This window comes from Neobacillus niacini (genome assembly GCF_036961885.1).
Classification (GTDB): Bacteria; Bacillota; Bacilli; order Bacillales; family Cytobacillaceae; genus Neobacillus; species Neobacillus niacini_H.
Window position 1 is genome coordinate 16,673 of record NZ_JBALNQ010000040.1, and the last position, 12,722, is coordinate 29,394.

The window sequence follows — 12,722 nt, forward strand, 5'->3', positions numbered from 1 at the left end:
AAACAATTTATCTATCTCATTATTGTATGAGCTTATCCAAAAGATGTTTGTATGATCACCCAAAAAGAACAAGCTGGTTCTGCCTGTTCATCCATTTTCTAAAATGACCCAGCCTATACCAATAACCATTTACCATCATATTATTGAAATAAGTTCTTTCTAAGATAGTAAAAAAAGGATGGTAAAAAAATGAATAAAGGCAAAATTAAAGTGCTAACTATTTTTGGAACGAGGCCGGAAGCAATTAAAATGGCTCCGGTAATACATGAATTAAGCAGATATAAAGATAAAATTGAATCAATTGTAGCAGTCACCGCACAACATCGAGAAATGCTTGATCAAGTTCTAAAGGTATTCAATATTAAACCTAATTATGATTTAAATATTATGAAAAGCCGCCAATCACTCTCCAGTATTACTACTCGAGTTCTTAACGGTATAGATGATATTATTAAATTAGAACACCCTAACCTTGTATTAGTCCATGGGGATACAACAACAACTTTTGCTGCAAGTCTTTCCGCTTTCTTTAATCAGGTATTAATCGGACATGTTGAGGCAGGACTTCGCACTTATAATAAACACTCTCCTTATCCTGAAGAAATGAATCGACAATTAACAGGTATTATGGCAGACATACATTTTGCTCCAACATTGCAAGCTGAAAACAACTTACTTCGTGAAAATAAAATTAGAGATTCTATTTTTGTTACAGGGAATACAGCCATTGACGCACTTAAGTTAACAGTTACATCATCATATACTCATGAAATTCTTGAGAAAATTGGAAAGGATCGTCTTATTTTAGTAACAGCCCATAGACGCGAAAATTTAGGTCAACCTATGAGCAATATATTTCGTGCAATAAAAAGACTGGTTAATGAACATAAGGATATCCAAGTCGTCTTTCCGGTTCATTTAAATCCTTTAGTCCAGGAAGCTGCAAAAAATAGCTTAGGCGACCAATCACGAATCCATTTGATTCCGCCATTAGAGGTGATCGACTTCCACAATTTTGCCTCTCGATCGTATTTAATTTTAACCGATAGCGGCGGCGTCCAAGAAGAGGCTCCTTCACTTGGTGTTCCAGTATTAGTTCTTCGAGACACAACCGAAAGACCTGAGGGAATTAAAGCCGGAACACTAAAATTAGCAGGAACGGACGAAATAGATATCTTTTCAATGGCTCATGAACTTTTAACAGATACACAGGTTTATATGAAAATGGCTCAAGCTTCAAATCCATTTGGAGATGGTGAAGCTTCAAGACGGATAGTCGAGACTATCCTATATAAATTCGGCGAACGTAATAAACCAACCGATTTATTTAAAAATGCAGAGATTCCTTAATCTCTGCATTTTTATTACTATTTAAATTCCATCTGATCGTTCAATAACCTTGCTTTTAAAGTCATCTGTATACGCAATAATTTCTCCGTGTTCAATAAGTCTTTTATCACTTATTTTCCAGGTATGTTCATTTACATCATTTCCTCTAATCGCTGCAAAATTATACCTGCTAGTTGAATAAATCCGATAACCATACTTAATACATTTCTTTTGAAATTCAGTATCCTCTCCCAATGTTAAGTTGGGAAACTTAATTTTATCTATTATTGCCTTTTCAAAAACCAAGGTTGCTCCACTAACATGCTTAACATATTTGTTACTAAGCCCACGACCTCGCAATAATAGCGCATTATTACTTTTCAAAAAAACAAAACATTCCTCTTTACCTACGATATTAGCATTTGTTTTTTTAAATGCATTCATTGCTTCAGTTAAATACTCCGGACCATAATAATCGTCATCATCAAACTTTGCGATGTAATCATATTTTGCTTTTTCTATACCATAATTCAAACATTCTCCCAGCGGATAACCTTGGGGAAGCTGATAAATAGTAACACCCTTTATACGTCCAACTTTCTCCTTAATGAGGTTCATATCCATCGCATCATTATTTAAAATAATGATAAGCTCCTTATCTTGGAATAATTGATTCAAGTAGTTTTCGATGATATTCCTAATTAAATGTTCTCTTATGGTACACGTAATGATTGAAATCATATTTATTCACTCCCCCAATCCTTATATATTTATATGTAAGATTTTGGGGACAGGTTCTGGACAGCTAAATGAATATCTTAAATTATTCATTTCTTAGGACTAGCACACAAACCAAAATAGGAAATATTAATATGATAATATTGCATTCTTTTAGAAAAATGAATACTAATCATAACAGAATGGGCAGTGAATGATTGATGAAGATATTAATTACAGGGGGAGCAGGTTTTATTGGTCTCCATTTGGTTGAAAAATTATTAAAAGAAAAAATAGATGTTGTTATTGTAGATAATTTATCAAGCGGAATCAGAGAACGAATCCCAGAATCTGCAGCATTTTACGAGGTCAGTATTGAAGATTTATCAATTGAAAAGATATTTGCTATGGAGAAGCCTGATTACGTCGTTCATCTTGCAGCACAGGTCTCCGTTCAAGTTTCTATGAAAAACCCGTTAGGAGATTGTCTAGCAAATATTGCTGGAACCATTAATCTCCTTCAAAATTGTGTGAAATATAATGTTAAAAAATTTATTTTCGCCTCATCAGCCGCCGTATATGGAGAACCAGCATATCTCCCAATTGATGAAGATCATCCACAACAACCCATTTCATTTTATTCCCTTTCAAAACAGACTTCGGAACAATATATCAAGTTATATGCTAAACATTTTGCATTGAATTACAGTATTTTAAGATTTGCTAATGTATTTGGACCGGGGCAAAACGCCCATGGTGAAGCAGGTGTAATTTCAATTTTCTTACATTCTATTTTTGAACAGACCCCTCCGATTATTTATGGCGGTGAGCAGACAAGAGATTTTGTTTATGTAAAGGATGTAGCAGATGGTATCTATAGCGCACTCCATAACGGAAGGAATCGCACATATAATATCAGTACCAATACGGAAACAAAGATCAATGAATTATTAACATTAATGTTGAAAAAGGCAAACACCAATTTGACTCCAGTCATTAAAACCCAGCGAGAGGGTGATATTGGACAAAGCAGGCTGGATAATACCCAAGCCTTAACGGAACTTCACTGGGTTCCTAGGTATTCACTGGATAGAGGATTACAAGAAACTATTGATATTTATACCAATAAGAACTCATAGCAGCAAAACCGAAAAAAATGGAGATGGTTGAATTGATCACTAGAGAGAAGAATTTGGTCAGTATCATTGTCACTAGTTTTAATAGGGAGAACTATATAAAAGAATGTTTGGAAAGTATATTGGCACAAACTTATAGGGATATAGAAATTATTTTAGTAGACGATTGTTCCACTGATGAAACATTAGAAATTTTTCATGAGTTTCAAAGGGAAGCTGTAGAAAAAAGACCAGAAATGAAAGATCGAATCATCGCGATATCACTGCCGAGGAACGTTGGATACGCAGGTCCTTTAACCTTGGGAATGTTTCTCAGTAAGGGTGAATTTATCGCCATTCAGGATTCAGATGACCTGTCACATCCAGAGAGGATTGAGAAACAGGTCAGCTATTTAAACGCTAACCCGCAATACGAGCTTGTTGGAACTTTATTTTCGTCATTCTTCGAATACAAAAACGGAAAATTTATCGGCTTACGTCGTCCTGTTAGGTGGATTAAATTCGATCCAGAAATTTATAAAATTTATAAAAGAGGAGGACATTGCATCTGCCATGGTACAACCCTTTTCCGAGGTACAGTATTTGACCGGCTTGGCGGCTTTACTAGAAGATTAGGTAAAGAAGCGGATTTTGAATTCCTTCAAAAATGTATTACTAATGGTGTTAAGGCAAACAACCTCCCAGAAGTGCTTTATTACTATAGAAGACATCCTGAACAAATGTCAAAGCAAAAATGATCAATTGAATGTTAAAAGGCACCCTCTTGTCTGTACTGCACCCCAAAAGTTAGAGTTAATTGTTTTAAAAAAAGCCAACTCTCATTCCTGGGTATTGGAAGGAGAGTTGGCTTTTTTCTATAGAGAGACTTTTCCCAGCATTTTCTTGTTACTCTTTGCTAAGCTTTTGCGGCAATTTCTTCTTTATGCTTCTCAAGCTGCTGCACTTGAAATAATTTATAATAATTGCCCTGTTTAGCCATCAATTCATCATGTGTGCCTACTTCGACTATTTGTCCATGCTCGATTAAGATAATTCGATCAGCGTGAGTGATGGTGGATAACCGGTGAGCTACAACAAATGTCGTCCGATCTTTTGCCAACTCATCAAGTGATTCTTGAATCAGGTGCTCACTTTCTAAATCAAGGGCTGACGTTGCTTCATCTAGTATTAAAATCGGTGGATTTCGTAAAAATACGCGAGCGATGGCAACTCTTTGCTTTTGACCACCTGAAAGCTTTACTCCTCTTTCTCCCACCTTCGTATCATAACCATTTGCCAGATTAACAATAAAATCGTGAGCATTGGCCGCTTTGGCAGCTTGATAAACTTCCTCATCCGAAGCGAAGGGTTTCCCTAATAATATATTGTTCTTAACAGAGTCACTAAATAGAATATTGTCCTGAAAAACTACACCTATTTTGTCACGTAAGGATTGGACCTGGAAGTGGCGGATATCTACACCATCTAAGAGGATTTTCCCTTCCGTTACATCGTAGAAACGCGGAATCAGGGTGACGAGTGTCGACTTTCCTCCTCCACTCATCCCAACAAGGGCAATGGTCTCACCTTTTTTTACATTAAGGTTAATGTTTTTAAGTATCATTTCCTCTGATTCATTGTATGTAAATTGAACATGATCAAATGTAATATCTCCCTTTACATCCTTACACTCAATCGCATTGGGAGAGTCTACAATATCATACTTTACATCTAGGAATTCAAACACCCTATCCATCGAGGCAAAGGATTGAGTGAGCGTTGTTGATGAATTCACAAGTCTTCTTAGTGGACTGTACAATTTATCAATGTATGCAAAAAACGCAATCATTGTTCCGAGCGATAACCCTCCTTGAATGACAAGGTATGCGGAATACCCGATAACAAGCAAGGGTGCAATATCAGTAATCGTATTAACTGCTGCAAAGGACTTTGCGTTCCAGCTTGTGTGCTCTAAAGCCTTGTCTAAAAAGTTCTTATTCTGTTTGGCAAACTGTGCTTGTTCAAACTCTTCAATGGCAAAGCTTTTAATAACTGGCATTCCTTGCACACGTTCGTGTAAATAGCTTTGAACCTCAGCAAGTGCTTGAGAACGTGACCGTGTAAGTTTACGAAGATTCCCAAAGAAATACTTAATTGAAATAGCAAACAGAGGAAATAACAAAATAGAAACAAATGTAAGACTAACATTCATGTAAAACATAATAATGATCGCAATAATAATCGTTGCAATATCTAGCCAGAGATTCATTAAACCAGTAATAACAAATGTTTTTGTTTGCTCAACATCATTTATAACACGCGAGATGATTTCTCCAGATCTTGTGTTAGCATAATACTTAAAGCTTAATTTTTGAATATGTGTATACATACGATCCCGAATATCATAAAGAATTTTACTTGAAGTCCATTGAGCAAAATATTGACGGTAATATTCAATGGGTGGTCTTAATACTACAAAGACAACAATCATAACCCCCATAATGAGGAGTAGTTTATCTATTTTTTCATCACTCGTTAGACCGCTTTTCCCAATAATGTCATCTATTACATACTTAATCAGTATGGGAATCATAAGTGGTATAGCAAATTTTATTACGCCTATCATAATCGTGCCTATTATTTGTATGCGATATGGCTTTACAAATTCGAGATATCTCCGAACACTACTCAATATTGGCCCCCCATTCTATAGTGTCACTTTAATAAGAACAGGGAAAGATGATGAAGGCAACCACTATATAGGTTGTAGGTGCCTTCATCATCTTTCCGTGGTGCTAAACATTTTCCATCAACGCCTGTAAGTTAAATACCGCTCATACCAAATATCAATAAAGTCTGGTGCAAAAGGTCCTTTTCGCTGCCGTATCCAATGAATGAGCTTATCCACGTTTCTCTTTAGAATTTGATCAATCACTTCTGGATACTTCATCTCGCGACGGTGGCGTTCATACTCATCTTCATCTAACAAATTAAACGTCATATCAGGAAATACCTTAATATCAAGGTCATAGTCAATATATTTAACAGCTTCACCATCAAAGATAAATGGTGAGCTTAGATTACAATAATAATAAATACCATCTTCTCGAATCATCCCAATAATATTAAACCAATACTGTGAATGAAAATAACAAATAGCTGGTTCCCTTGTAATCCATGTTCTTCCATCTGATTCCGTTACAATTGTGCGATCATTCCCACCAATCACCAGATTTTGCGATCCCTTTAAAACGGTCGTTTCCTCCCAGACGCGATGGATGTGCCCATTGTGTTTATAACTGTGTATTTGTATTGGTTCACCTTCGATGGGTACGCCCATGATTCTCCCCTTCTTTCATTTCTAAACGCTTTGTAACCGATCCTCTTGCAATTAAACGACAAATGGCAACAAAGTTCATTTACTGTTTCTTATTATTATAACGGTTGAATACAGAATTTAAAACAAAAGAGCCATTGATTTCAATGACTCTTAAGAAAAAAATGCATATTTTTCAATCAATTTTCGATTTTCTTCTTAAATTGAAGGCTCTAAATCAGTTTCACGATAGGATTGAATGACTTCTTCTGTTTGTCTTTCAAATACATCCTGAATCTCTTTTAATTCTTTTTTCATTTGATTGATATCAAATTGGACACTTTCTAGTTCGGTTTCCTTTTGTAAGGTCTGTAGTTGTTCTTCGATTTCTTGACAACGTTCAAGTTCACCTTGAAGGTATAGTAATTTTTCCATTGTCATCATCTGCTCTGATACTAAACGGTTAAAATGATCCATTTACCACACCGCCTTTTATTTTCTTCCTAATATGTATTCTTTAGCTGAATGATTTATCCTTTGACTACTTATGTAGACTGAATAGAAGTTTTGTCGAATGAACAGAAAGAAGACGCCCTTTCGAATCGGAGCGCCTTCTGGTTACGACTTATTAGCTTTGACCAAATTGGCCAGAGTTTCCTTGGCCTTTATTGGCTTGGGATTGTTGATTTTGCTTTCTCACTTCTGCAGCATCTGTTTGGCTAGCGAATTCTTGTCCAAATTGACCAGCAGAACCTTGACCGCTTTGAGATTGCTGATTTTGTCTTCTCACTTCAGCAGCATCTGTTTGGCTAGCGAATTCAGTTCCGAATTGGCCAGACGCACCTGCACCGCCTTGAGATTGAGCATTTTGCTGTCTAACTTCTTGGATGTTAGTTCCAGCTTGAGTTTTGTTTGGTTGTTGATTGAACTTTGCCATTGTAATCACCTCCACAAAAATTAAGATACCCATGTGAAGTGGAGACTATCCAAAAATTTTTGCAAAAAATTTCATTTACACTAGCAACGAAATCCCACCATCAACAATAATTGTTTGCCCTCTGATCATGTTAGATTCTTCAGATAAAAGGAACATGATACAATTTACCATATCATCAATTTCCACCATTCGCCCTGCTGGAGTTTTCCTCTTTGCTTCCTGAAGAAGTTCCTCTCGATTTGGAAAATGCGCTAAGGCCTCTGTATCAACAGCTCCACCAGAGACAGCATTGACGACAATATTCTTCGATGCTAATTCAACTGCTAAATACCTTGTTAACGCCTCAAGCGCAGCTTTGGAAACCCCTACAACCGTGTAATTCTCTAAATAACGGATGGATCCAAGAGAACTAATACTGACTATCTTTCCGCCGCCAATTTTCTCCATTAATTTTGCTGCTTCTTGAGCACAGAATAACAATGCTTTACTGTTAATATTTAACGTCCAATCCCAATGATTTTCTTCTAACTCCATAATAGGACGTTGAACTCCTGAGGCTGCATTATTAACAAAAATATCTAGTCTGCCGAATTCTTCATCTATTTGTTGAAACATAGCCCTAATTTTACTTACATCACCAACATTTGCCTTTACAATTAATACTTTTCTTCCCAAAGCTTCAATTTCTTCAGCTACCTGGAGTGCAGAACTTTTACTTCTAGCATAGTTGATGACAATGTCATATCCTTCTTGTGCTAGTCGTAAGGCTGTGGCCTTTCCTATTCCCCTGCTGCTTCCGGTTATTAATGCTACTTTTTGTGTCATAAATTGTATCCCCTTCAATTTTAGTATTCTTTTCATTTTAGCCTTTTCGTGAATAGAAGACAATTGATTACAAAACCTATAGCTATTAAATCAGAGAGGAAGAAGCAAATGTATGTAGGTCGTGATATGACAGAACTATCAATGGTTGCTAAATCGGAATGGGAAAACAGCGAGTTGGCGTTTTTCCATCACTCACTCCAACAAATAGCTCCTTATTTAAATAGTGAAGGTGTAACTATACATCAGGAAATCATCGAAGAGATAGAAAATAGAGGCGGATTGAAGCGTCAAGAAGCGGATTATACTCATGGTACGCATATTGGATATGACTGATGGAAAAAGAACGCCAACACCTGGCGTTCATTTTTTATTGTAGTCATGATAGAGCTTTATGATTTTATGATAAGAAACAGGAAAGGCATACTCATCCATTTCAGCTAATGTGACAAATTTCCATTCACCACTTTCCTGAATAGCTGAACGAATTGTGCCAGTATATACGCGAATATTCCAAATCAAATGGGAAAAAATGTGCTCGATTTGACCAATACCCTTTTCTAGTTTAATCTCCAAATCAAATGATTCGTGGAAAAGGTCGGCTATTTGAGTACGCTCTAGTACAAAAGGTTGATGCATCTCGACATTCGGAAATTCCCATAAATTTGCGAGTAAGCCGTTTTCGGGCCGCTTATGAATTAAAAATCTTCCACTGTTATCCTTAATAATAACTGCAGCCAAGTCCACTGCTCTTTGTGAATTCTTTTTCGATTTAACAGGAAGGTCCTTCTCTACCCCCTCATGAAAGCCTTGGCAATGATCTCGAACCGGACAGAGCAAACAAGAAGGGGATGTTGGTGTACAAATAAGAGCTCCGAGTTCCATTAATGCCTGATTAAATTCCGAAGGCTCATCATGTGAGATAAGCTGTCTAACAGCGATTTCAAATACCTTTCTTGTGGACGGCTTTGCAATATCCTCCCAAATCGACAGAATTCTTGAAAGTACCCTCATTACGTTGCCATCCACAGCCGGTTCAGGTACTCCATAAGCAATACTTAAAATGGCACCCGCCGTGTACGGACCAACTCCCTTTAGGGTTGAAATTTCTTTTGGTGTATTCGGAACTTTTCCATTGTATTTCTCATTTACTTCTTTAACTGCTGAATGTAAATTTCTCACTCGAGAATAATAACCTAGTCCTTCCCAAGCTTTTAGTACTTTCTCATCATTTGCATTCGCTAGATCATTAATAGTTGGAAACCATTCAATAAAACGATTAAAATAAGGAATAACCGTATCTACTCTTGTTTGTTGGAGCATGATTTCTGAAACCCAAACCTTATATGGATCCTGGTCTTTTCTCCATGGCAACTCCCGTTGTTCGGCTTTAAACCAGGAGATTAAATCATCTTGAAAATTTTCAATTGAGATCTTTTCTATATTTTTCAACTCATTTACCATTTAAAAAGTTCCTCCAGCCTGTTAAACTAAACAAAAAAAGGGAATATAATAATAAGTATTTTTTAACGATAAGCCAATTTGTTCATTTTGACAAGGAATAAAGAAAGCTGAGGTTCTTTCGACAGGTACCAAGCTTATATTAATAAAGGGGGAATTTTCCTTTTGGATACTGGAACTCACGTTGTAATGGGAATTGCTTTAGGTGGTCTGGCAACTCTAGACCCTGTGGTGGCTGGGAGCTCTGTAACAGCAACCAGTGTATTAATAGCTACAATTATTGGCTCACAAATACCCGACATAGATACCGTTTTAAAGTTAAGAAATAATGCTATCTATATTCGGAATCATCGGGGTGTCACCCATTCGATACCAGCTATATTTTTATGGCCGCTTATCCTTTTAGCAGTCATTTATCCTTTTTTTCCTGAGGCAAATCTTTTACACCTATGGGGATGGACATTTGCTGCGGTTTTCATCCATGTATTTGTGGATATTTTTAACGCTTATGGTACACAAGCTCTGAGACCCTTTACATCTAAATGGGTCGCACTTGGGGTTATTAATACCTTTGACCCTATTATTTTTGGAATACACATAGTAGCAATTCTTATTTGGGTATTTGGCGCAGATCCTGGTTATACTTTTTTAACGATGTTTGTAGTATTAATTGGATATTACCTCCTTCGCTTTCATGTCCAGGGAAAAGTAAGGGCTGAAGTTTTAAAAATAATTCCTGATGCTACAGATATCATTATTGCTCCAACCATGAAGTTTCATCAATGGAGAATTGCTGCCATGAATGAAGATGAGTTTTTTGTTGGAAAGGCATTAGGAAACAATGTCGAGATTTTAGATTGTTTCAAGCGAATACCGGTTCCAAAGACACCCGTTCTTGAAGCTGCAAAGAAGGATAAAAACCTAGCTGCTTTTCTATCCTTTTCCCCTGTTTATCGTTGGGAATTAGATGAATACGATGAATACTACGAGGTTCGGTTTATTGATTTGAGGTATCGAAGCAATGGTCACTATCCGTTTGTGGCCGTAGTTCAATTAGATTTAGAGTTAAATCCAGTCAGTTCATATACCGGCTGGGTCTTCAGTGAAAAGAAATTACGGAAAAAACTAAGTATTTTACCAGCTGATTAAGAAAAGCGATGAACTTTGTCATCGCTTTTTTTTATTGATTTAGGAAGTGTTTGTATTTTGGATTCTTCGTTACAAAGTCGTGAAGCCTATCCCCGTAGTTTTCGATCCACTGCCTAACAATTCTTTCCGTCATTTCACTGCCGAGGTAATCCCTCCCTGCCTTCGCAGAGCTAGTTTCAAAATCCTCCCACATTAACTCCACCCATGTTAGTGCCTGATTGGGTGAAAGCTGTTCATTTTTTTCTAATAATAATTTCGATAATCGTTGATGATAATCGTTCATACACTCACCTCTTTGCCAATTTCTTTTAACATAACCTGAACCATATATTCAAATACTATTATCACGTGGTAAGCACTGGTGTGACGACACTTTGCTTTTCACGGTGTTTCTCATTCCCTTTAGATGGAGGTACCAACATGGTGAGAAATAAAGCAAGAAATTTCCCGAACCAAAATAACAACAAGTTAGAGGGAGAGCCTAGAGCCAAAGCGGAATACGCTTCAAGACGAGCGGACGGCACCATTAACACACATCCCCAAGAGCGGATGCGTGCTTCTGGTCAGCGTGAAAATGATACCCCTGAATATTTTTAAAAATTGTAAAGAGATAAACCAGAGATTTCCTCTGGTTTGTTTCTTACTTTAACACTTTTAACATGGATATAGGCAGTGCTTCCTCATGACCATCACCCTTTAAACGATACCCCCAAGCAAAAACACCATTCATGTAATCGATTTTAAAATATTCACCAGGGTCACCCTCAAGTTCATAAATCTCACCAGGTTTAAAAGCAGTAGGATCCAATAAATAAGCTCGGGCCATTGCTGCCTTTCTTTCTAGTACCGCATACTCACTAACCATTCCCATTTGCTCGGCTTTTCTACCTTTTTCCAAAAGCAGAGCAATTTCATGCTTCAATTCATGCTCTGACATTGTACTATATCGTTTCTCCTGTTGCATTTTTTCCACCCCCATTTTTACTTTCTTCTAAATATTTCTCAATTAAATCCATTGAAAATCCTTTTCGGTATAAAGCTACTTTCACTTTTTGGACATACTCAAAACCACTGTATTTACTATACTTCTTCTGAGCTTTTTCACCCTGATACCTAATCGCTTCCATTTCTTCGTCTTCTTCTTTTTCTATATCCGCTTCATTTAAAGCCAAATGAATAACATCAAAAGGGTACCCTTTTCTTAACAGTAATTGCTCCGCCTTTTGCTTAGCAATTCTTTGCGACTCCTTCGAACTCTTCTTCATCAGCTTTTCTGATACCTTAATTGCTTTTTCAACTTGCTCCTCTAATGGATATTCCCTAATTACAACTTTAATTATGCCCTCGGTTATACCTTTTTCCCTTAATTCCATCCGAATTAAATCTGGACCTTTATCGGTAGTATTCTTTTGTGTCCTTATATAAGAAAAGGCAAATTCCTCATCATTAATATATTTTTGGGCAGCCAACTTATGCAGAACCTCATTAACAATAGGTTCTTCTACTTCCTTTTTTGCAAGATACTCCCTAATTTCTTTTTCGGACCTCATTCTTCTCGCCAAATAATTAATGGCCTGATTATATGCCTTGCGTATGTCATCTTGTAATTGAATTTCCAATATCGAAAACTCATCAATCTCCATACCTTTTTTTAATTGAAATCTAATCAACACATCACTATCGACACTAAAGGCATATTCTTCACCTTTACCATAGTCCATAAAAATATTAAAGCGGTCCTGATTTTTTTGTTGAGTGGTGATTTTTGTAATAACAGTCATCGTTTTCACCTCAACATTACTTTACCACAATTTTTTAAAACGTTAGTATCATTCCACACCGAAAAGGCAAAAATGGAAAATGTGCTTAATTTTTT

At 36.6% G+C, this 12,722-nt stretch carries 16 protein-coding genes; 6 read left to right on the forward strand and 10 right to left on the reverse strand.

What is annotated here, in order from left to right; translation table 11 throughout:
* Positions 1-189 precede the first annotated feature (189 nt).
* Entirely contained in the window at positions 190-1,350 is a 1,161-nt protein-coding gene (gene wecB / locus V7124_RS17175) for a non-hydrolyzing UDP-N-acetylglucosamine 2-epimerase (RefSeq protein ID WP_335491399.1), read from the forward strand.
* A 21-nt stretch (positions 1,351-1,371) separates the two neighbouring features.
* Here the strand turns inward: wecB and V7124_RS17180 are convergent, their stop codons facing one another.
* Positions 1,372-2,070 carry a glycosyltransferase gene (locus tag V7124_RS17180; protein WP_335419421.1) on the reverse strand — a complete coding sequence of 233 codons (699 nt, stop codon included), beginning with the start codon at positions 2,068-2,070 and terminating at the stop codon, positions 1,372-1,374.
* A 197-nt stretch (positions 2,071-2,267) separates the two neighbouring features.
* On the opposite strand from V7124_RS17180, the gene V7124_RS17185 reads away from it, so the two are divergent.
* A complete protein-coding gene (locus V7124_RS17185; protein ID WP_335491401.1) occupies positions 2,268-3,185 on the forward strand; it encodes an NAD-dependent epimerase/dehydratase family protein in 918 nt (305 codons plus the stop codon).
* 23 nt (positions 3,186-3,208) lie between these two features.
* Entirely contained in the window at positions 3,209-3,919 is a 711-nt protein-coding gene (locus V7124_RS17190) for a glycosyltransferase family 2 protein (RefSeq protein ID WP_335491564.1), read from the forward strand.
* A 158-nt stretch (positions 3,920-4,077) separates the two neighbouring features.
* Here V7124_RS17190 and V7124_RS17195 read toward each other — a convergent pair whose 3' ends face one another.
* The 5 genes from V7124_RS17195 to fabL form a co-directional block, all read right to left on the reverse strand.
* Positions 4,078-5,853, reverse strand: coding sequence for an ABC transporter ATP-binding protein (locus V7124_RS17195; protein WP_335491403.1), 1,776 nt, complete (start codon positions 5,851-5,853; stop codon positions 4,078-4,080).
* A gap of 117 nt (positions 5,854-5,970) precedes the next feature.
* A complete protein-coding gene (ntdP, locus tag V7124_RS17200; RefSeq protein ID WP_045520047.1) occupies positions 5,971-6,501 on the reverse strand; it encodes a nucleoside tri-diphosphate phosphatase in 531 nt (176 codons plus the stop codon).
* Between the two features lie 195 nt (positions 6,502-6,696).
* Positions 6,697-6,954 carry a YgaB family protein gene (locus V7124_RS17205; RefSeq protein ID WP_335413380.1) on the reverse strand — a complete coding sequence of 86 codons (258 nt, stop codon included), beginning with the start codon at positions 6,952-6,954 and terminating at the stop codon, positions 6,697-6,699.
* A gap of 151 nt (positions 6,955-7,105) precedes the next feature.
* Entirely contained in the window at positions 7,106-7,414 is a 309-nt protein-coding gene (locus V7124_RS17210; protein ID WP_335413379.1) for a gamma-type small acid-soluble spore protein, read from the reverse strand.
* A 75-nt stretch (positions 7,415-7,489) separates the two neighbouring features.
* Positions 7,490-8,239, reverse strand: coding sequence for an enoyl-[acyl-carrier-protein] reductase FabL (fabL, locus tag V7124_RS17215; RefSeq protein WP_335491405.1), 750 nt, complete (start codon positions 8,237-8,239; stop codon positions 7,490-7,492).
* Positions 8,240-8,347: 108 nt separating this feature from the next.
* Here fabL and V7124_RS17220 point away from each other — a divergent pair, with 108 nt between their 5' ends.
* Positions 8,348-8,572, forward strand: coding sequence for a hypothetical protein (locus V7124_RS17220; RefSeq protein ID WP_335413375.1), 225 nt, complete (start codon positions 8,348-8,350; stop codon positions 8,570-8,572).
* 27 nt (positions 8,573-8,599) lie between these two features.
* Here V7124_RS17220 and mutY read toward each other — a convergent pair whose 3' ends face one another.
* A complete protein-coding gene (mutY, locus tag V7124_RS17225) occupies positions 8,600-9,700 on the reverse strand; it encodes an A/G-specific adenine glycosylase (protein ID WP_335413373.1) in 1,101 nt (366 codons plus the stop codon).
* Between the two features lie 162 nt (positions 9,701-9,862).
* Between mutY and V7124_RS17230 the strand changes: the two genes are divergently transcribed.
* The gene (locus V7124_RS17230; RefSeq protein WP_335491409.1) at positions 9,863-10,846 is read left to right on the forward strand and encodes a metal-dependent hydrolase; all 984 of its coding nucleotides are present in this window, start codon (positions 9,863-9,865) and stop codon (positions 10,844-10,846) included.
* Positions 10,847-10,877: 31 nt separating this feature from the next.
* Here V7124_RS17230 and V7124_RS17235 read toward each other — a convergent pair whose 3' ends face one another.
* Positions 10,878-11,129 carry a YfhJ family protein gene (locus V7124_RS17235; RefSeq protein ID WP_335413369.1) on the reverse strand — a complete coding sequence of 84 codons (252 nt, stop codon included), beginning with the start codon at positions 11,127-11,129 and terminating at the stop codon, positions 10,878-10,880.
* 140 nt (positions 11,130-11,269) lie between these two features.
* Here V7124_RS17235 and V7124_RS17240 point away from each other — a divergent pair, with 140 nt between their 5' ends.
* A complete protein-coding gene (locus tag V7124_RS17240; protein WP_335413391.1) occupies positions 11,270-11,443 on the forward strand; it encodes a small, acid-soluble spore protein K in 174 nt (57 codons plus the stop codon).
* Between the two features lie 43 nt (positions 11,444-11,486).
* Here the strand turns inward: V7124_RS17240 and V7124_RS17245 are convergent, their stop codons facing one another.
* Positions 11,487-11,810: a YfhH family protein gene (locus tag V7124_RS17245; RefSeq protein WP_335413367.1), complete on the reverse strand. Its 324-nt coding sequence runs from the start codon at positions 11,808-11,810 to the stop codon at positions 11,487-11,489.
* Complete coding sequence (gene recX, locus V7124_RS17250; protein WP_335491414.1) at positions 11,788-12,627, reverse strand: recombination regulator RecX; 840 nt, start codon at positions 12,625-12,627, stop codon at positions 11,788-11,790. The genes V7124_RS17245 and recX overlap by 23 nt, the downstream gene beginning before the upstream one ends.
* Between the last annotated feature and the right edge of the window lie 95 nt (positions 12,628-12,722).